This is a genomic window from Chlorobium sp. (assembly GCF_049593655.1).
GTDB lineage: Bacteria > Bacteroidota > Chlorobiia > Chlorobiales > Chlorobiaceae > Chlorobium.
Window position 1 is genome coordinate 21,592 of record NZ_JBAWHG010000055.1, and the last position, 19,839, is coordinate 41,430.

The window sequence follows — 19,839 nt, forward strand, 5'->3', positions numbered from 1 at the left end:
ACAGCACCGGAAGCCGGAAATTCCAGGCCTCACGGATTAATAGCGGCGCGATTATTTTGTTAAAAACAGGGAAGATAGTAAATTGACTTCCCTTCCCGGATTTTCCGGATGCCGAAGTGGCGGAACTGGTAGACGCCCAGGACTTAAAATCCTGTGTTCAGCAATGGACGTGCGGGTTCGATTCCCGCCTTCGGCACCACAATCCACATGCTTTCCCCTCGAAGACTTGCCCATTATCCCTGATATTGACTACCTTTGAGGAGGTGGCGCGCCCACCCTTCCTGTTTTCTCAGCGTTTTTTCGCAAACAAAAATCTTACCGCCATGAGTGCCGATCTCACCAAGGTCATCCTCGAAGAACACGAATTGCCAAGACAGTGGTACAACATCCAGGCCGATCTGCCTTCGCCCATGCCGCCGCCTCTTGGCATGAACGGCCTGCCGATTTCGCCCGACGATCTCGCCAGAGTGTTTCCGATGAACCTGATCGAGCAGGAAATGAGCACCGAAAGATGGATCGACATTCCCGAAGAGGTGCTCGGCATCCTGAAGCTCTGGCGTCCCTCTCCGCTCTACCGGGCCAAAAGGCTTGAAAAAGCTCTCGGCACTCCGGCGAAAATCTACTACAAGAACGAAGGGGTATCTCCTGCCGGCAGCCACAAGCCGAACACGGCCGTTGCGCAAGCCTGGTACAACCGGGAATTCGGCATCAAATATCTCACCACCGAAACCGGAGCGGGCCAGTGGGGCAGCGCCCTGGCCATGAGCTGCAAACTGATCGGCATCGAGTGCAAGGTGTTCATGGTGCGCATCAGCTTCGACCAGAAGCCGTTCAGGAAGATCATGATGAAAACCTGGGGAGCCGAGTGCATCGCCAGCCCGAGCACCCAGACCGCCGCAGGACGCAGAATCCTGGAGGAGATGCCCGATACGCCCGGAAGCCTCGGCATCGCCATCAGTGAAGCTATCGAGCAGGCCGTCGAACGCGATGATACCCGCTATGCGCTCGGCAGCGTCCTGAACCATGTGATGCTGCACCAGACCATCATCGGACTTGAAGCGAAAAAGCAGTTCGATAAAATAGGGCTCTATCCGGATGTCGTGATCGGATGCGCCGGAGGCGGGTCGAATTTCGCCGGCATAAGCTTTCCGTTCATCTGCGATAAAATCCACGGACGCCAGGTGCAGATCATCGCCACCGAACCGGAGGCCTGCCCGACCCTGACCAGAGGTCCCTACATATACGATACCGGCGACGTTGCGAAAATGACGCCGCTTCTGCCCATGCACAGCCTGGGACACCGCTTCATTCCTCCAGCCATCCACGCCGGCGGACTGCGCTACCACGGCATGGCCCCGCTGGTGAGCCATGTCATGCAGCTTGGCCTCATCGAAGCCACTGCGCTGCCGCAGAGCGAGTGCTACGAGGCGGCGCTGCTTTTCGCCCATACCGAAGGGTTCATTCCCGCGCCTGAAACCTCGCACGCCATCGCCCAGACAATCCGTGAAGCGAAAAAAGCGAAAGAGGAGGGAAAGGAGAAGGTGATCCTCATGAACTGGTCAGGTCACGGACTGATGGACCTGCAGGGTTACGACGCCTTCATGTCGGGCAAACTCACAGACTGCGCGCTGCCCGAAGAACTGCTCGCTCAGTCGCTCGAAGCCGTGAAGGATCATCCGAAACCACCGGAACGGTAAAAAAAAGGGCACCCCCTGAAAACCGGGGGTGCCCTGCCAAATGACCACGACGCTCCTTCAGAAGGTCATTTCCCTTCGGGAGGCGTCACCTCTACCTTTCCGCTCGGCTCCTGGGCATGCCCCTCTATAAAACGCAGCTCCTTGTCGGCTTCGTCGTAGATGATCCTTATCAGGCTGCCTTCGGGAAAGCGGCCCTTGAGCATCTCTTCGGCCAGAGGATCCTCTACATACTTCTGCAGCGCCCTTTTGAGCGGACGGGCTCCGTACTTCTGGTCGTAACCCTTGTCGACAAGAAACTCCTTGGCTTTCTCGTCGATTTCCACCTCGATACCCATCTCCCGGAGTCGCCTGAAGAGCTTGCCGGCGGTGATGTCGATAATCTTGAAAATATGCTGCTTTTCAAGCTGATGAAACACCACGATATCGTCGATGCGGTTCAGAAACTCCGGGTTGAACACCCTCTTGAGCGCATCCTCGATGGTGGACTTCATGGCCTTGTAACTGCCCGCGGTATCATCCGGAGGGGAGAAGCCCATGCCCGCGCCCGCTCCGATGTTCTTGATATCCTTCGCCCCGATATTCGAGGTCATGATGATGATGGTGTTGCGGAAGTCGACCTTGCGGCCGAGACCATCGGTCAGAATGCCTTCGTCGAGCACCTGGAGGAGAATATTGAAGACGTCGGGATGCGCCTTTTCGATTTCGTCGATCAGCACCACCGAGTAGGGTTTGCGCCGTACCTTCTCGGTCAGCTGGCCGCCCTCTTCGTAACCGACATAGCCCGGAGGCGCGCCGACAAGACGGCTGACGGAGAACTTCTCCATGTACTCGCTCATGTCGGCCCTGATCAGGGCATCCTCACTGTCGAAAATGTAACGGGTCAGCGCCTTGGCAAGCTCGGTCTTGCCGACGCCGGTCGGGCCGAGAAAAATGAAGGAGCCGATCGGACGGGAAGGGTCCTTGAGCCCTGCACGGGTCCGCTGGATGGCCTTGGTGATTTTTTTGATGGCCTCGTCCTGACCGATAACCTCCTTCATAAGGTCGGCCTCCATGGAGAGCAGCTTCTTGGACTCCGACTGGGCAAGCTTGACCACCGGGATACCGGTCATCATGGCGATCACCGAGGTGATATCGGTTTCGGTTACATCGTACACGCTCTCCGAAGCACGCTCCTCCCACTCCTGTTTGGCCTGGTCGAGTGCATCGAGCAGGCTCTTCTCCTTGTCGCGAAGCTTCGCGGCCTCCTCGAAATTCTGCATCTTCACCACCTGGTTTTTCTCGGTCTTGATCTCCTCGATAGACTTTTCAAGTTCGAGAATCTCCTGGGGCACATGAATATTGCTCAGATGGACCCTGGCTCCGGCCTCGTCCATAACGTCTATGGCCTTGTCGGGCAGGAAGCGGTCGGTAATGTAACGCTCCGACAGCTTGACAGCCTTTTCGATGGAATCTTCGGAGTACTGCACATGGTGGTGCGCCTCGTACTTCGACTTGATGTTGTTGAGAATCTGGATGGTTTCATCAACCGTCGCAGGCTCAACCATGATTTTCTGGAACCGGCGGTCGAGCGCCCCGTCCTTCTCGATGTACTGCCGGTACTCGTCGAGCGTGGTGGCTCCGATACACTGCAGTTCACCGCGGGCCAGAGCCGGCTTGAAGATATTGCTCGCGTCGAGCGAGCCCGAAGCTCCCCCCGCGCCGATAATGGTATGCAGCTCGTCGATGAAGAGAATGACATCACGGGAACGCTCGAGCTCGTTCATGAGCGCTTTCATGCGCTCTTCGAACTGGCCCCGGTATTTGGTGCCGGCCACAAGCGCCGCGAGATCGAGCGCCACGACCCGCTTGTCGTACAGCACGCGCGAAACCTTGCGCTGCACGATCTTGAGCGCCAGACCTTCGGCAATCGCGGTCTTTCCCACGCCCGGCTCGCCGATCAGCACGGGATTGTTCTTTTTGCGGCGGCTGAGCACCTGTGCGACCCGTTCGATCTCTTTTTCTCGCCCGATAATCGGATCGAGCTTGTCCTCAAGGGCAAGCCTGGTAATATCGCGCCCGAAATTGTCGAGTACCGGCGTTTTGGTGCGCTCCCCTCGCTTGGGATCGCCTTTTTTCGGCGACCGCTCGGCCGAACCGGTAGAAAAGGAGCCCTCAAGCGGCGGTTCGTCGGAGTCGCTTTTTCCCGTGGTGATGCTGATCAGTTCGTCCCTCACCATATCGTAGGTCACTCCGAACTGCTCGAGAATCTGGGCTGCGATATTGTCGTCGCCCTTGAGAATCGACAGCAGGAGATGCTCGGTCCCGATGACGTTCGACTTGCAGATTTTAGCTTCCAGATAGGTTATCTTCAGCACCTTTTCTGCCTGTTTGGTAAGCGGCACATTGCCCATCTGCGTTGCCGGCACCTTGGGATGCGTACTCTCCTCTATTTTCTGCTTCAGGCTGAACAGGTCGATTTTAAGGTTTTTCAGAATCCGGGCGGCAATGCCCTCCCCCTCCCGGATGAGACCAAGCAGAAGATGCTCGGTGCCGATATAATCGTGACCCAGCCTCAGCGCCTCTTCACGGCTCAGCCGGATAACGTCCTGTACTCTATTCGAAAAATTTCCTTCCATTTCTTTTTCTATGATGATAAGATTGTTTTACAACCCTGTTGAAAGTCACTCTGCGCTAACGGCTCCCCGATACAGGTCAGGGCATCTTTATTTTACTGTCCGAAACAGCTCGACTGCACGGCGGTCGGAGCTGGAAAACCGGAATATGCACCAGGCACACCGGCTTTCCGGGCAACGGCCGACCCGGCATTCGGGTCGTGTAACAATCAAATATGGATGACCATCAATAAACCTTAATTAATTATATAAATATCAGGCCTTAAAACCAATGACCGTAAAAGCAAAACAGCATCCCGCCATTAAAGGTTTCTGACGTAAAGAGCACAGCAATGAACGTTCACCATATCCTTATCGACGACCTGAACCCGGAACACCGCGAACTGTCGATCTGCCGGTCCGGCGCCATCAACAGAATCCGGCTGGAGGACACCGACTACCGCGTCTATGCCGCTCTGGAGATCGATGCCCACGACTATGCGGCACTCTTTCACTACCGAGTCATCGAAGCGTGCAATGCCCTGACCTTTCTCTCTGAATCAGCAAACGGCCTTGACAGCTGGGATGAGGCGTTCCTGCACAGGAGCAACCTTGCAAGGCTTGCGGCCATCCTGTCGGATGCCGCAGGAAAAATCGACCGGCAAAAGAGCGAAACCATAGTGCTCGGATGGCAGGATCAGCCGGTTGCCGTCGCCTACCTGCGCAGGATAGATCCGCAGAAAACGCTCGAATTCCTCGAAAAGCTTCTCTCGTTCGTCCGTGAAAGCGAAAAGGAAGGGTGCGATCTGGAGTTTATCCTGTAACGGAGCGAAGCAAGGCGACCCGTTGTGAAACCGTACTTTTCGGCACATCGCACAACTCGTAGCCCAGCCGCTCATAAGCGCGGCAGAGCGACCGGTAGAGTTCCACGGACTCCGGATAGCTCTGGGGGCGCTCGCTGTCGTTCACGAAGATTTCCTGCCAGGGAGGCAGGACAAAAACCCTTCTCTGGTAGCGGCAGGCGGCATGAACGTCAAGATACTCCTGCGGCACCGGATAGCCTCCGGCTTCGAGGTAGCCGAAAATATCGGGAAGTCCGCGATCGAAAAAGCAGATGCCGCCGCTCCGGAGGGCATGCTCATGCTGGCTTGCCATCGCATGGAAAGCCAGGCGAGCGAAGGCGGGCATATTTTTCCACGGCAGCACGCCATCCGGCAGTTGACTCTGCTCACGGATAAGCTCCCGCGACACCTCGCCGTAGCATCGGTACCCTGCGCGGCACAGCGCGTCGAGCAGGGTGCTCTTGCCGCTTCCCGGCCCTCCGGTAATGATGTACCCCTCCATGCTCTTCTCCCCGACTAACGCCGCTCCATGAGAAATTCCGGAAAGCCCCGCGTCTCTCCCCAGTAAAGGTGTATATAGGATGCAACGGTGTTCCCGGCCCGAAAAACCCCCGTTGAACATCGCTCATCGCGTGCATCGGAGACGGAGGCGATGTTCCGGAGTTCTCCCTGCCGCCCGATCCGGGAGTAGTGAAATTCATGTCCCCGCAGCTCATCAGGATAAAGGCCCTCAAGTCGCACCTTGCGGTAGCCAAGGGTCAGACGGGCTCCCTGCATGGTGGTGTCGAGGTCCAGCACGCCGCACATCGGATGCGGCGTGCCGTCAGCCGTCATGAGCGACTCTCCGAGATACATCATGCCCCCGCACTCGGCATAAGCCGCCCTGCCTGCGGCGCAGTAGGCGGCAATCGCCTTGCGCATGTCCCGGTTGGCGGCAAGTCTGCCGGCATAGAGCTCCGGGTAGCCCCCGGCAAGATAGAGCAGATCGGCTTGCGGAAGAGAGCGATCCTCCATCGGACTGAAATAGACAATATCTCCGTGATCCTGCAGAACGGAGAGGTTCTCCGCATAGAGAAAGCTGAACGCCTCGTCACGGGCAACGGCAATGACCCGGCGACGGGTTTCGCGCGAGCGATTGCCACGGCAGGCACGGCCTGTGACAATCTGCGGAATCTCTTTTTCGGCAAGCGCCAGAAGCCGGTCGACGGCAACGGTTTTTTCGACATGGGCGGCCATCGCCTCGATAACCGCTTCCCGGTCGTAACCCGCAGATGTGTTGAGCCCGAGATGCCGCTCGCTGATGACGACATCCTCGTTCCGCGGCACATAGCCAAGCGGTTCCACCCCGGCGTCCAGAGCCGCGGCCTCCAGAAAACGGTAGTGCGAAGGGGTGTTCACCTGATTGAAAATGACACCGGCAAGCCGCAGGCGGGGGTCGAAGGTACGGAAACCGTGAAGCAGCGGAGCTGCAGAATAAGCCATGCTCTTTGCATTGACCACCATGATGACCGCAATATCGAGCAGTCTGGCTATTTCGGCGCTGCTTCCCCGTGCCTTTTCCGCTCCGTCGAAAAGTCCCATCACGCCCTCGACGACCGAGACGTCCGCATTGCGGCTGTAGCGCTGAAACAGATCGTGAACATGAGCCTCCGAAGACATGAAGGTATCGAGATTGATGCCGTCGGCCGCACGACCTCCGAAGGATGCCGCGAGCGTATGCAGGCGGGTATCGAGGTAATCGGGCCCGCACTTGAACGGCTGAACCCTGAAGCCCCTCCGGGAAAGAATCCTCAAAAGGGCGAGGGTGATGGTTGTTTTGCCGGAACCGCTTGAAGGCGCTGCGAGAAGAAATGCTGTCTGCTTTGCTGCCATAATGCCTGTGACCTCAGTCAGCCCTCCGCTTTACGCACCGGTGTGCAGAAACGTGTAATTGAGCGCTCCGACCAGTTTCCGGCTGCTGACCAGCTTGAAAGGCGAAGGTCCGTCTGCCGATGCCTGCGGCGGAAGAGGAATGCCGGATGTTTCGGCAGCACTGCTGTAATAGTCGAGCTTTCGGGGATGCAGTGGGCTGCAGGCGTTGAACACCTCACCCCATTGCTGCAGATGAATGATTTCCGCCATGATCTGCACGCAATCATCCCGGTGAATCAGGTTCATCGGCTGATCGGGAAAAGCGATTTCCGTCATCCGACCTAAATATTTTTCAGGAGTGCGGTCATAGCCGACAAGACCTCCGAAACGCAGAACGGTGGTCTGGAATCCGGGTTCCTGCAGGAGCATCTCCTCGACATGCAGCAGCGCCTGCCCGACCGGAGACTCGGGATCGACGGCATCATCTTCGCTCACCTCACGGTTGAGCATCGGATAGACCGAAGTGGAACTCACAAACAGCACCGAACGTACCGGTGACTGCCGGAGTGCGTCGATAAGCGACGAAATCTGCTGGATGTGAAACTCCGCTACATCGTCGCGGCGCGGAGGTGGAATGTTCACCACCAGAATATCGCTCTGCAGAAAATCGGCAAGATCCTCGCCCTCCATTTCAGGATCGAGCTTCACCAGAAAGGGTTCGACGCCTGCATCGCGAAGCAGGTCGAGTTTATCCTCCCTCGTCGTGGAGCCCTTGACGGCATGTCCTTCGGCAATGAGGGTTTTGGCAAGCGGCAGCCCGAGCCAGCCGCAACCGAGAATGGTGATTGTTTCCTTGTGCATGATATGGATTCCTGTCGTTGAGCGTTGCTCCGGTTGAAGGTAAACGATACCATAATAACCAATTCCCCGCGAAACCGGCAACATCCAGCACATGCTTGCGTCCCGGCAAAAAAAAATTTGCAGACTCATCAGGTGTGCTTACATTGCTGTTGGGTCTAGGCCCTTATATTATGCAACGATAACAATGGAGGAAAACATGATGAAGATGATGAGAACAGCAATCGCCGGCGCAATGATCCTTATGGGTTCAGCAGCAATGGCCGAAGCCGCCACGCCCTATATCAGCGGGTCTGTTGGCCTTGTCTTTCGAGGAGATTCCGATGTTGAGGATGGTGGAGTATCCTATTACCAGTCCTACGACACCGGTTATGCCCTCACCGGAGCGGTGGGTCTGGACACCGGAAAAATGAGATTCGAAGGTGAAATCGGCTATCAGCAGAACGGCATAGAGGACGCAGATGATCTCGATATGTCGATAACCACCTACATGGCCAACGGCTACATTGACCTCGGTGTTCCCGCCAGCCCGATCACTCCCTACCTTACCGCCGGCATCGGACTTGCCGACGTCAGATATGAAGGCGTTGGATTCTCCGACGACAGCAGCACCGTGCTTGCCGGCCAGATCGGCGTCGGCGCCGGGTTCAGCATCGCCCCGATGGTGACGCTCGACGCGAAGTACCGTTACATGATCGCCGATGATGCCGAGTTCGACGATGTAAAATTCAGCATCGACAGCCACAACGTGATGCTCGGCCTCAGAGTAGGCCTCTGAACCCCTGCATCAGCATGACTCTGGACAAGCCCGTCTGCAAGGACGGGCTTTTTTATCCTCTCTCCAACAAAGCCAACCATTTCATTCCATGGCCGGAAACACGCTGTCGCTGACCATCCTTTCGGACAACAATGCAGCCTCTGGCTGCAGCGCCGAACACGGTTTTTCACTGCTGATGGAAACCCTGGAGAGCACCATTCTTTTCGATACCGGAAGGGAAAACGCGCTTCTTTCGAACGCCGCGGCACTCGGCGTGGATCTGTCGAGGACAAAACAGCTCGTACTCAGCCACGGGCACTACGACCATACGGGGTGCATAGCCGAACTGCTCGAACTTGCGCCTGATGCATCCGTTTTCCTGCATCGTGCGGCTTTTCAGCAGCGCTACAGCATCCGCGACGGCATACCCAAACCGGTGCATATGCCCGAGCCCGCCCTGACTGCGCTCAACTCGCTGCCGGAACAGCAGCTGAACCTCATCGAACAGCCTTCCGTGCTCTCATACAGTGCGGCGGTTACCGGACCGGTTCCCCGAAGAACCTCCTACGAAGATACAGGGGGGCCGTTTTATCTCGACCCGGAGGGCACCAGGCCCGACCCTGTCGACGACGATCTCTCGATCTGGCTTGAAACCCGTGACGGACTGGTGCTTGTGACCGGATGCTGCCATGCCGGCATCGTCAACACCCTCAGGTACGTTACCGAACTGACCGGAAGCGGACGCATCGCCGCACTCATCGGAGGCTTTCACCTCTCGGCGGCTTCACCCGAACGCCTCCGGCTGACGGTCGATGAGCTCAACACCTTCGACATCGGGCGCGTCATCCCCTGCCACTGCACCGGCGAGGCTGCGGCAACATACTTCCGCCGGAATCTGCACTGCCCCGTCGAACCGGGCTACGCCGGCATGCGCCTGGAGTTTCCGCTGTAAGCGGTCTCCGCTCTGTCCTGCGCGGAGCCGACGGACAACGCCCGGCTCCCGTTGCCGGTCAGCCTGAAATCGTGCACGACTCCCGGATTGCGACCATTCTCACTCCCCCTGCTTCTCGGTCAGGTACTTCCAGTACTTCATGGGCATGTTCGACTTCTGCAGACGGAGATTTTTCCGGTCGGGAATGGCGATGGTACGAAAGAATGTCTGCCAGAGCGCCTGCACCTCTTTTTCTTCGTCCGAAAGCGCCGGAGCGACGAACTGTTCGATAGAGCCGAACTGCAGCCTGCCCTGGTGCCAGCGGGCCGCAAAGCGTCGCCGGACGTCGTAGATGAACCAGTCCTGTGCCCTGAGCCGCCGGCTGAAATGCCCGGCGAGCGGCTGCAGGATGTTGTGATCGGGCTCCATCCGCGCCAGATATGCCCCGTCACGAAGCTTCTCGAAACGTACCAGCCCTTTCATGCGGTGCAGTTCGCGCTGGGCTTTTCGTGAAACGGTAACGATTTCCCGTACCGCGGGATGGGCAAGGTTCCCGTTGACCCTGTCGCCGTGGCGAAGCGCCTGGGAAAGATAGTGAAGAAGAGAGGTCTCCATCCCCTCCTTTTCGGCAAGGGTAAAGCAGTAGAAGGTGTATGCGGCGTCGGGGGCTGCAAGGCGGAGCCTCCTGAAAAACGCTTCGGCCGATACCGGATCGGTACCGATGAAGACACCCTCTTCGAAGAGCGTATCCTTGCGTTCATCCAGAGATGCCGTCTCCGGATCGCGCTCCTCGGAGAAAATCCGGGCGGCCGCGGAGAGCATGCCTTCCGGGGTTCCGTCATACAGGTAGCGGTTCATGGCATCAGGCAAAAAGACCGGGCAGCACAAGCTGCCCGGGAGGTTCCGCAGCGGAGCTGCCGGCAAGCATAAGGCGGCTTTTCAGAAGAGCCGGCTGCCGGTCTGTCTTTTCAAAAGGCCTGCCGGAGCAGGTGATAAAATATTTCGCCCGTTTCATGACCACCCCGATCTTTTTCAGTCCCTCGGGCGTGATGACCGAAAAACGGCGGGCGGCGACAATGCGGCGCGCCGAGGTGACCCCGATGCCAGGAACACGAAGCAGCGTGCCGTAGTCGGCTCGGTTGATCTCGACCGGAAAGAATTCCGGGTGACGGAGCGCCCATGAGGTTTTGGGATCGAACGTTTCGTCGAGGTTTGGGGCGTCGTCCGAGAGAATCTCGGCGGCCGAAAATCCGTAAAAACGCAGCAGCCAGTCGGCCTGGTAAAGGCGGTGCTCACGAAGCAGCGGCGGAGATGCGAGAACCGGCAGGCGGTTATCGTCATTGACCGGAACGAAGGCCGAATAGTAGACCCGTTTGAGATGCATTTTCCGGTAGAGCCCCTCGGAGAGCCTGAGAATCTGGAGATCGCTTTCGGGACTTGCACCGACGATCATCTGGGTGCTCTGCCCCGCCGGGGCGAAGCGCGGCGCATGGCGGCTGGCCTTTCGCTCGAGCATACTCTCCTGTATCTGGCGGCCGATAAGGGACATCGGTTCGAGAATGGCCTGTTTATGCTTCTGCGGAGCAAGCCGTTTGAGCGACTCCTGCGAGGGGAGCTCGATGTTCACGCTGATGCGGTCGGCATAGAGTCCAGCCTTCTGCACAAGCGCGCTGCTGCTTCCGGGAATGATTTTCAGATGAATATACCCTCCGAACCGCTCTTCGGTTCGAAGCAGCTCAGCCACGCCGACCATCCGCTCCATCGTATGATCGGGACTCTGCATGACCGCCGAACTGAGAAAGAGCCCTTCGATATAGTTCCGCCTGTAGAACTCCATGGTCAGCTCCACCACTTCGCGGGCGCTGAAGGAGGCCCTCGGAACAGGGTTGGTGGCGCGGTTCACGCAGTAGGCGCAGTCGTAGATGCAGTCGTTGGAGAGCAGAATCTTCAGGAGCGAAATGCAGCGGCCGTCATCCGACCAGGAGTGGCAGATGCCGCCCTGGGAGGTGTTGCCGGTTCCGCATGACGGACCCTCTCGCCGGCTGCCGCTGGACGAGCACGAAGCGTCGTAACGTGCAGCTCCGGAAAGTATCTGTAATTTGTCGAGCGTCTCCATCTGAAAAATATAGTCAAGAATCCGGGTTTTCCTCGACCCCGCCCATCTTCCCGCTCACTGCCCGCCGCCCACACGCTTCACCCTCCTGACCAGCTCGACAGTGCGCCGTGCTCCGGTTGCCACTCCGGGAAGCGACTGGCCGGGAAAGATGGAGTCGCCTACAAGGAACAGGTTATCGAACCCTGTGGAGGGGCCCCGGACATCGAAAAGCGAAGTTTGCGGGTATCCGCCGACATAACCCCCCGCTCTTCCGGTATACCGCTGCCAGGTGAGAGGCGTTGCGGCCTCAAGCGACCGGATTGCCTCGCGAGCGCCCGGAAGCTGGGAAGCCATGAGATCGAGCACTCTTTCGGTGTACGCGTTCTTCAGCTTCAGATACTCCTGGCCGCCTCGGCTGAAGGCTGCAAACCAGGGCTCCGGACGGGTATGCGTCGATACCGTGACCGCACAAAGACCTTCAGGCGCAATGCCGGACTCTCCCGGACGGGAAAACGAAACAAAGATGCTGTTACCTTCACCGAGTTCCCCGCCCGAGGCTGCGATCTGCAGATGACGGCATTCGGGAGGAGCGAACGAGGAGGTATCCATTACGGGATAGAGCGTAAAGGCGCTCCACTCCGGAGAAGTCCCCCTGTTTGGCAGGCGAACCGCAGAGTGGGTTCCAACCAGCTCCGCAAAAGCACCGGGCGTAAGGTTGGCAAGCACCATATCGGCGGCATAGGCGCTTCCGTCAGCGGTCTCCACGCCCATCACCTCTTTTCGAACCGAATCGATCCTGACGGCCCTTTTCCCGTAGAGCACCGCCCCGCCATGCTCTTCAATGCTCTTTGCAAGCAGTTCCGCTACCCGCCCCATCCCCCCCTTCACGTGCCACGCCCCGGAAGCCGGAAGGTCCAGCGCTATGGCGGCAGTGAGTGCGTTGGCATAAGGCGAGGTTGTCTGCGTCGAAATCAGGAGCTGCGCATCGATGAAACGCACGAACTCCCTGTCGCCATCGAGCTGGTGGGCTGCGAGCCATGCAAGGGCTGTTTTCGGCGCGAACTGAACGAGACGGGCAGAATCGGGCAGGCCATACATCCCCTTGCGCAGAAGTCCGGCGAGATCACCCGGATTACCGGGCGGCCAGGACAGACCGCCGGAAGCCAGGCGCCAGAGCAGACGGGCAAGTCGCGCCTGCTCTTTCCAGAACGGCAGGGAATGGGGAAACCGCTCGAAAATCTCCGCTCTCGAACGGCCAAGATCGAGCCGCATCTCCCCATGCCGGTACTGCCATGCCACCCGCTCCGCCTCGACGGGCCAGTCGATGCCGAGATCCCTGCCCAGTTCGTCCATGGGACCGCCAGGATGAAACCCGCAGCCAACGGTTGCTCCTGCATCGAACAGGCAGCCGTTTCTCCTGAATGTCGCGGCGCATCCCCCCGGAAAGGCCTGAGCCTCGAGCACGGTCACAAAGGCTCCCTCTGCGGCAAGCAGTGCGCCGGCAGCCAGGCCGCCGATGCCCGCACCGATTACAATGATATGACGATCGTTATACATGGGCGCATCAGAAACCGTTTTCTTCAGTCATGACAACCGGAACGCCGCCGGGTTATCCGCAGAACCGCAAGCGCTTACCATAAAATCACTGTTGGTATTCAGCAATAGTTTGAATAACTTTGAAAAGCAGATTTTGTTACTCTGCCCCCATCAGACCAAACAATTATAACGAACCAAAAAGGAGCACGCCATGACAGCCCTGCTACTGCAATTGATCATTGCCTTTTTCCAGAAGCTGCTGGCCCTTATTCTGGCAGGTGGCCTTCCTTCGTGAAATGCCTCGCAATCTTTACGAAAGAGGGGCTGACCGCCCCTCTTTTTTTAAAAAAAAGAGCAACAGGCGTTATCGTTGCGAAAGGGAAAAAAGACGGCTGCTGCCGAAAGCGATCAGCTGGACCGGGATACGGACCACAAATGCTGTACATGAAATTTTTTCAGGGGAAAAACAGAAGAGTCGGCGTAGCGGGATTTGAACCCACGACCCCTTCCACCCCAAGGAAGTGCGCTACCAGGCTGCGCTATACGCCGATTTTGACCATCAAGGGAAGCAATAATAACAAATTCAGGTAATTAATGTAATACTTTTTTACGGATTTTTCAGGATTCGACGAGAAAGGCTGCCGGAGACACAATCCGGCGGTTATCCCCCGACACCCCACCCCGGGGTTTTTACCCTCCCTGTCGGCCTGCCGGACAGGTTATCAACAGTTTTGCTGTGGATAACCTGCTTTTCCGCAAAATTCAGGAGAGCCTGCCCCCTTCATGGAGTTATTGATATAAACCATTTCATATCAACAACTTAATAGACATACACCCCGTTAAACAGCACCGCTTCCCTCCTGAACTCATCTTCCGGGTCCCGGGCATAAACAAGTTATCAACATTGCATCAACAACCTGTGGAAAAGCCTCTGCCGACACGGACAGAAAGCCTGCAGGCCTACCGGCCCGAGGCTCCGTAGCGGTGTTTGAGGTACTCGATAACCGGGGGAAGCAGGGAAAAAACGATGATTGCGAGAATCAGAAATTTGAAATTTTCCTGAACGAATGGAAGCTGGCCGAAAAAATATCCGCTGTAACTGAAAAGCCCTACCCAAAGAAGCGCCCCCAGAATATTGAAAAGAATGAATCTCGGATAGGCCATCGCTCCGATTCCGGCGACAAAGGGGGCAAAGGTTCTGATAATGGGGATGAAGCGCGCGATGATGATGGTTTTGCCGCCGTACTTCTCGAAAAAGGCGTGCGTTTTTGCCAGATGGTCGGGATTGAAAAAGCGCGACTTCCTGAAATCGAAAACTTTCGGGCCGAGCTTGTGGCCGACCGCATAGTTCACGCTGTCGCCAAGCACGGCAGCGACGAAAAAGACAACAAAGAGCAGATGCGCGTCGAGCTGCGAACCGGATACCGAGGCAAGCGAGCCGGCGGCAAAGAGCAGGGAATCTCCCGGAAGAAAAGGGGTCACGACCAGACCGGTCTCGCAGAAGATAATCACGAACAGAATGCCGTAAAGCCACAAACCGTATTCCGAAGCAAGCACCTGAAGGTGTTTGTCGATATGGATGATAAAATCGGCTACGGCATAAAGAAAGCCGGTAAAAGATGTTTCCATGCGTTGTCGTTTACAGATCGGGAGCTCCTGAGCGCATGCGTAATGTAGCGATTGGCGGCATTCCCCGCAAAACGATAGCGGCAATCCGGCAGCCTGAAACGCTGCCGGATGCGGGCAGTGACTGAATTATAAAGCCATAATTAATTATTATATTGTCGTTTTTACTCCACCGGCAAAGGTTTGCTAACCATGAGCTATCTGGCTTCTTCGCGCTGCAGGCTTTTTTATGAGGACAGTGCCGATCATGATCCGGCACTGAAGGACAAGCCTGCCGTTCTGTTCGTAAACGGATGGGCGATATCATCACGCTACTGGAAACCGCTGACGGATATGCTGAGCGGTGATTTCCGCTGCATCACCTACGATCAGAGCGGAACAGGAAGGACGCTCATCAAGGGGCACAAACCGTCCTTCACCATCGAAGGGTTCGCCGACGAGGCTGCGGAACTGATCGAGCATCTCGGATTGCACACGTCAAGAAACCTGCACATTGTCGGGCACTCCATGGGCGGCATGGTAGCCACGGAGCTCTGCATGCGTTACAGGGAGGCCCTGCTCTCGGCAACCATAACCGCATGCGGCATTTTCGAGGAGACCGCCTTCACCTCGCTCGGCCTTTTTTTTCTCGGCGGACTGATTGACGTGTCCATGCAGTTCAGAAACATCTTCCAGGCGGAACCGCTCAGAAGCCTTTTCATTAAGAGGGCTGCGGCAAAAGAGATCGGCAGGCAGTACAGCGATATCATCATCGAGGATTTCACCATGTCCGACCGGGATGCAACCAACGCCGTCGGTAAATTCTCGATCGATCCAGAGGCTCTCAGGGCATACACCAGCCATGTCATCGCCATAGCCTCTCCGGTACTGTGCTGCGTAGGAATGGAAGACCACACCATTCCGCCGGAAGGCACCATAACCCTTTTCGAAAGACGCAGGGTGCAGTCGGAGGCTCCGACATCGCTTGCCCGGTTCATGAGCCTGGGGCATCTGCCCATGCTTGAAGATACGGCGGCGTACGGCGGCGTACTGAAAAAACATTTTGAATTTGCCGGACAATTTTATAAAAAGACTCCCGGGGAGATTGAACCCTGTGAACAGTATATGATTCCCTGACTACCATTACGTGACGATGTGTTTACCCGTGAAAAACCAAAGACCGAACGACACTGTGAAGAAACCATTTGCAAAAAACCTCTGTTCCGCCTTTATCGCGTTCCTGCTCATTTCACTTTCTGCGGCTTCCGCCTTCGCGCTCAACCCGTTCATGGGACTGCCGAGCCTCGAGGAACTTGAAAATCCCAACCCGGAACTCGCTTCCCTGGTCTATTCAGAAGACGGCGTGCTGCTGCACAAGTTCTTTCTGAAGAACCGCACCTTCATACCCCTGAAATCCATCCCGAAATCGGCACAGCACGCCCTGATAGCCACCGAGGACGTCTCGTTCTACAGTCACTGGGGCGTCGATCTCAGAAGGCTCGCCCTGGTTATGGGTGAAAATCTGATCAAGGGACGCAAAAGATGGCACGGCGCGAGCACGATTACCCAGCAGCTCGCAAAAAACCTCTTTCTGACCCAGGAACGGACCATCAGCCGAAAAGCCAGGGAGTTCATTACGGCCATAGAACTCGAAAAAACCTATACCAAGGATGAAATTCTCGCCCTCTACCTCAATACCGTCTATTTCGGTTCGGGAGCCTACGGCATCGAGGCTGCATCGAGAACCTATTTCGGCAAGCCGGCAAGCCAGCTGACGCTGCCGGAGAGTGCGACGCTCATTGCAACCCTGAAGAACCCTACCGGCTACAATCCTGTCAAGAATCCGTCAAGCTCGATAGGCAGAAGAAATCTCATTCTGTCGCTGATGGAAAAGGAAAAATTCATTACCCCGGCACAGGCTGCCGCGGCGAAAAGAAGCCGTCTGGTCTTGAAATTCACCCCGGTAAACCATCACGGGCTCGCCCCCTATTTCACCGAGTATATCCGCCAGACCATCAAACCGGCCTCGATGCTCGGAGATATCAACGTTTACCGTGACGGGCTCACCATTCAGACAACACTCGACAGCCGCATGCAGATCTATGCCGAGCAGGCCGTCAAGGAGCATCTCTCGTCGCTCCAGTCCTCATTCGACCGTTCGTGGCGCTGGCCGGAACCGCTGAAAAACCAGATCATCAGGGAGAGTCCGCGCTTCAGGGAACTCCGTGAAGAGGGCGTAAGTGAACAGAGCGCCATGGCAAGGCTTAAAGCGGACCGGGTGTGGCTGAGAAACCTGCTCCACGAAAAAACCAGAATACAGGTAGCCTTTGTCGTCATCGATCCGAAAAACGGACACGTCAAGGCGTGGGTCGGAGGCAACAACTTCTCCCCTGACGATTACCGCTACCAGTTCGACCATGTCTGGCAGGCCAAACGGCAGCCCGGCTCCACGTTCAAGCCCTTTGTCTACACCGCAGCCATCGACAAGGGTATTCCTGCGAATTTCAGGGTGCTGAACCAGCCGATTGCGCTGAAAAGCGGCAGCGGAATCTGGTCGCCAAGAAACTCCGACGGATCCTCGGGCGGGCTCACCACCCTCCGTTCAGCACTGAGCCGCTCATTGAACCAGGTCACGGTACGGCTGGCCTACGAACATCTGAAAATCCCGGAAATCATCAGTTATGCAAGAAGAATGGGCATCTCCTCTCCCATGCCTTCGAACCTCTCCATCGTGCTCGGCACTGCAGAAGTCACGCCGCTCGAACTTGCCGGCGCTTTCTCCACCTTTGCCAATAACGGCATCTGGAACGAGCCGGTATCGATCCTGAAGGTCGAAGACAAGCATAACCGGATTATTTCGGAATACCGCCCCAACAGCCGTTTCGCCATCGACTCGACCTCGAACTTCGTGATGGTTTCGATGCTCAAGGACGTGATCAACAAAGGCACCGGTATTGCCGTCAGGGCCCGTTACGGTTTCGACAACGAAGCCGCGGGAAAAACCGGTACAACCCAGAGCATGCGGGACGCATGGTTCGCCGGATTCACTCCGCAGCTTGCCGCCGTCGTCTGGACCGGTTTCGACGATGAGCGCGTCAAATTCACCTCGATGGAGTACGGTCAGGGCGCAAGAGCAGCGCTTCCGATATGGGCGCTCTTCATGAAACGGGCGTACAGCGATCCGTCGCTGAAGCTTGAAAACCGGTATTTCCACATTCCTGAAAACGTGATTGCCGTACCGATTTCGGGCAACACCAACACGCCATCCGATCTGATGGGCAGTGATGTGTATATCGAATACTACACCCCGAGAGGCTTCAACTATTACAAATCCCGTCCGGTACAGCCGGCACGGAACGACGGGGAAGAAACCGGCACGCCTTCGGAAGGCGGCGAGTCGACGGAACCCCAGGGCGCTCCCGTCGAAGAACCCGCCGGGGAGGGCGGGTTCTGAGGCATCAATCAATACCAATTCACCATGCAATCCGTACTCGTACTCGACTTCGGTTCCCAGTATACCCAGCTGATCGCCCGGCGCATCCGGGAGCTGGGTATCTACTCGGAAATCCTGCCCTACAACACCACGCCGGACACGATCAGGGAGCACAGTCCGAAAGCGATCATCCTTTCGGGCGGTCCGACAAGTGTGTACGGGGAATCGGCCATTCTTCCCCACGAAGGGATCTTTTCGCTCGGGTTGCCGATTCTCGGCATCTGTTACGGCCTGCAGGCCATCGCCAAACACTTCGGCGGAGAGGTGGCCTCTTCGGCCAAACAGGAGTTCGGGCGGGCGAAAATGCTGGTCAGCCGGGACGACGAGACGGAAAGCATGCTTTTCCGCAACATTCCGGACTCGGATGTCTGGATGAGCCACGGCGACAAGGTGGTCAATCTTCCCGAAGGGTTCCGCATCACGGCAAGCAGCGCGAATTCGGAGATGTGTGCGCTCGAAAGCTGCGGAAGCATGGCCGCGCTTAAGGTGTACGGCCTGCAGTTCCACCCGGAGGTGCAGCATACCCTGTACGGAAAACAGCTGCTCTCCAACTTCCTTATCGACATCGCAGGCATCACCCCCGACTGGTCGCCGAAACACTTCATCGATCACCAGATCGAGGAGATCCGCCGGACGGCCGGAGAGGAAACCGTCATCTGCGGCATCAGCGGAGGCGTCGACTCCTCCGTCGCCGCCGTTCTGGTAAGCCGGGCCATCGGAAAAAACCTGCACTGCGTGTTTGTCGATAACGGCCTCCTGCGCAAAAACGAGGCCGACAAGGTGATGCAGTTTCTCAAGCATCTCGGCCTGAGGCTCACGCTGGCCGACGCTTCGGAGCTCTTTCTCAAACGGCTGAAAAACGTGGCTTCGCCGGAAAAGAAACGCAAGATCATCGGCAGAACCTTCATTCAGGTGTTCGAAGAGCAGCTGCACAAAGAAAAATTCCTGGTGCAGGGCACCCTCTACCCCGACGTGATCGAAAGCGTCAGCGTGAAAGGTCCGTCGGAAACCATCAAGTCGCACCATAACGTGGGCGGCCTGCCCAAGCGCATGAAGCTGAAGCTCATCGAACCGCTCCGCGAACTCTTCAAGGACGAGGTGCGGGCGGTCGGACGCGAGCTCGGCATTGCCGAGGACATCCTCATGCGCCACCCCTTCCCCGGCCCCGGCCTCGCCGTAAGGGTGCTCGGTTCGGTATCGAAGGAACGGCTCGACATTCTGCGCGATGCGGATGAAATCTATCTCGAAGAGCTGAAATCGAGCGGCCTCTACCAGCACGTCTGGCAGGCCTTCTCCGTGCTGCTGCCGGTTCAGTCGGTCGGCGTGATGGGCGACAAACGCACCTACGAAAACGTGCTTGCACTGCGGGCCGTGGAGTCCTCCGACGGCATGACCGCCGACTGGGCGCAGCTCCCCCACGATTTCCTCGCCCGCGTCTCGAACCGCATCATCAACGAGGTGCGCGGCATCAACCGGGTAGCCTACGACATCTCCTCGAAACCGCCCGCCACCATCGAGTGGGAGTAAGGGTTCCGGCCGGAATATCTTTTCATGCTGCGGAACGGCATTCCGCAGCCTTCCTG

General features: G+C 57.1%; 15 protein-coding genes and 2 tRNA genes. 8 read left to right on the forward strand and 9 right to left on the reverse strand.

Annotated features, from left to right (window positions below; all coding sequences use genetic code 11):
* Positions 1-110: 110 nt before the first annotated feature.
* A tRNA-Leu gene (locus WBP50_RS10105) sits at positions 111-199 on the forward strand.
* A 124-nt stretch (positions 200-323) separates the two neighbouring features.
* Positions 324-1,697, forward strand: coding sequence for a TrpB-like pyridoxal phosphate-dependent enzyme (locus WBP50_RS10110; RefSeq protein ID WP_423934093.1), 1,374 nt, complete (start codon positions 324-326; stop codon positions 1,695-1,697).
* 65 nt (positions 1,698-1,762) lie between these two features.
* Here the strand turns inward: WBP50_RS10110 and WBP50_RS10115 are convergent, their stop codons facing one another.
* Positions 1,763-4,312, reverse strand: a complete 2,550-nt coding sequence (locus WBP50_RS10115) for an ATP-dependent Clp protease ATP-binding subunit (RefSeq protein ID WP_423934096.1) — start codon at positions 4,310-4,312, stop codon at positions 1,763-1,765.
* A gap of 329 nt (positions 4,313-4,641) precedes the next feature.
* Here WBP50_RS10115 and WBP50_RS10120 point away from each other — a divergent pair, with 329 nt between their 5' ends.
* Positions 4,642-5,112, forward strand: a complete 471-nt coding sequence (locus tag WBP50_RS10120; RefSeq protein ID WP_423934097.1) for a hypothetical protein — start codon at positions 4,642-4,644, stop codon at positions 5,110-5,112.
* Here the strand turns inward: WBP50_RS10120 and WBP50_RS10125 are convergent.
* Genes WBP50_RS10125 through WBP50_RS10135 form a run of 3 tightly spaced genes read right to left on the reverse strand, consistent with a single transcriptional unit; the run spans position 5,102 to position 7,842 of the window.
* Positions 5,102-5,632 (reverse strand): AAA family ATPase, encoded by a 531-nt coding sequence (locus tag WBP50_RS10125; protein WP_423934099.1) that lies wholly within the window; start codon positions 5,630-5,632, stop codon positions 5,102-5,104. The two genes, WBP50_RS10120 and WBP50_RS10125, sit on opposite strands and share 11 nt — an antisense overlap.
* 14 nt (positions 5,633-5,646) lie before the next feature.
* Positions 5,647-7,002, reverse strand: coding sequence for a cobyrinate a,c-diamide synthase (locus tag WBP50_RS10130; protein WP_423934101.1), 1,356 nt, complete (start codon positions 7,000-7,002; stop codon positions 5,647-5,649).
* 30 nt (positions 7,003-7,032) lie between these two features.
* On the reverse strand, positions 7,033-7,842 hold the full coding sequence (locus tag WBP50_RS10135) for an SDR family oxidoreductase (protein WP_423934103.1): 810 nt from the start codon (positions 7,840-7,842) through the stop codon (positions 7,033-7,035).
* A 205-nt stretch (positions 7,843-8,047) separates the two neighbouring features.
* On the opposite strand from WBP50_RS10135, the gene WBP50_RS10140 reads away from it, so the two are divergent.
* Together WBP50_RS10140 and WBP50_RS10145 are read left to right on the forward strand one after the other, a co-directional pair.
* Positions 8,048-8,617 (forward strand): outer membrane protein, encoded by a 570-nt coding sequence (locus tag WBP50_RS10140; protein ID WP_423934106.1) that lies wholly within the window; start codon positions 8,048-8,050, stop codon positions 8,615-8,617.
* Between the two features lie 88 nt (positions 8,618-8,705).
* Positions 8,706-9,548, forward strand: coding sequence for an MBL fold metallo-hydrolase (locus WBP50_RS10145; protein ID WP_423934108.1), 843 nt, complete (start codon positions 8,706-8,708; stop codon positions 9,546-9,548).
* A 99-nt stretch (positions 9,549-9,647) separates the two neighbouring features.
* Here WBP50_RS10145 and WBP50_RS10150 read toward each other — a convergent pair whose 3' ends face one another.
* The 5 genes from WBP50_RS10150 to WBP50_RS10170 all read right to left on the reverse strand — a co-directional run bounded on the left by WBP50_RS10150 (position 9,648) and on the right by WBP50_RS10170 (position 14,787).
* The gene (locus WBP50_RS10150; protein ID WP_423934110.1) at positions 9,648-10,385 is read right to left on the reverse strand and encodes a TIGR03915 family putative DNA repair protein; all 738 of its coding nucleotides are present in this window, start codon (positions 10,383-10,385) and stop codon (positions 9,648-9,650) included.
* 4 nt (positions 10,386-10,389) lie between these two features.
* Entirely contained in the window at positions 10,390-11,643 is a 1,254-nt protein-coding gene (locus tag WBP50_RS10155) for a putative DNA modification/repair radical SAM protein (RefSeq protein ID WP_423934113.1), read from the reverse strand.
* A 54-nt stretch (positions 11,644-11,697) separates the two neighbouring features.
* A complete protein-coding gene (locus WBP50_RS10160; RefSeq protein WP_423934115.1) occupies positions 11,698-13,179 on the reverse strand; it encodes a phytoene desaturase family protein in 1,482 nt (493 codons plus the stop codon).
* A gap of 454 nt (positions 13,180-13,633) precedes the next feature.
* Positions 13,634-13,707, reverse strand: a tRNA-Pro gene (locus WBP50_RS10165).
* Between the two features lie 411 nt (positions 13,708-14,118).
* Positions 14,119-14,787: a DedA family protein gene (locus WBP50_RS10170; RefSeq protein WP_423934117.1), complete on the reverse strand. Its 669-nt coding sequence runs from the start codon at positions 14,785-14,787 to the stop codon at positions 14,119-14,121.
* A 189-nt stretch (positions 14,788-14,976) separates the two neighbouring features.
* Here WBP50_RS10170 and WBP50_RS10175 point away from each other — a divergent pair, with 189 nt between their 5' ends.
* From WBP50_RS10175 to guaA, 3 genes are all read left to right on the forward strand, one after another.
* Positions 14,977-15,900, forward strand: coding sequence for an alpha/beta fold hydrolase (locus WBP50_RS10175; protein ID WP_423934120.1), 924 nt, complete (start codon positions 14,977-14,979; stop codon positions 15,898-15,900).
* A gap of 151 nt (positions 15,901-16,051) precedes the next feature.
* Positions 16,052-18,217: a penicillin-binding protein 1A gene (locus WBP50_RS10180; RefSeq protein ID WP_423934124.1), complete on the forward strand. Its 2,166-nt coding sequence runs from the start codon at positions 16,052-16,054 to the stop codon at positions 18,215-18,217.
* Between the two features lie 24 nt (positions 18,218-18,241).
* A complete protein-coding gene (gene guaA / locus WBP50_RS10185) occupies positions 18,242-19,783 on the forward strand; it encodes a glutamine-hydrolyzing GMP synthase (RefSeq protein ID WP_423934121.1) in 1,542 nt (513 codons plus the stop codon).
* The last annotated feature ends 56 nt before the right edge of the window (positions 19,784-19,839 follow it).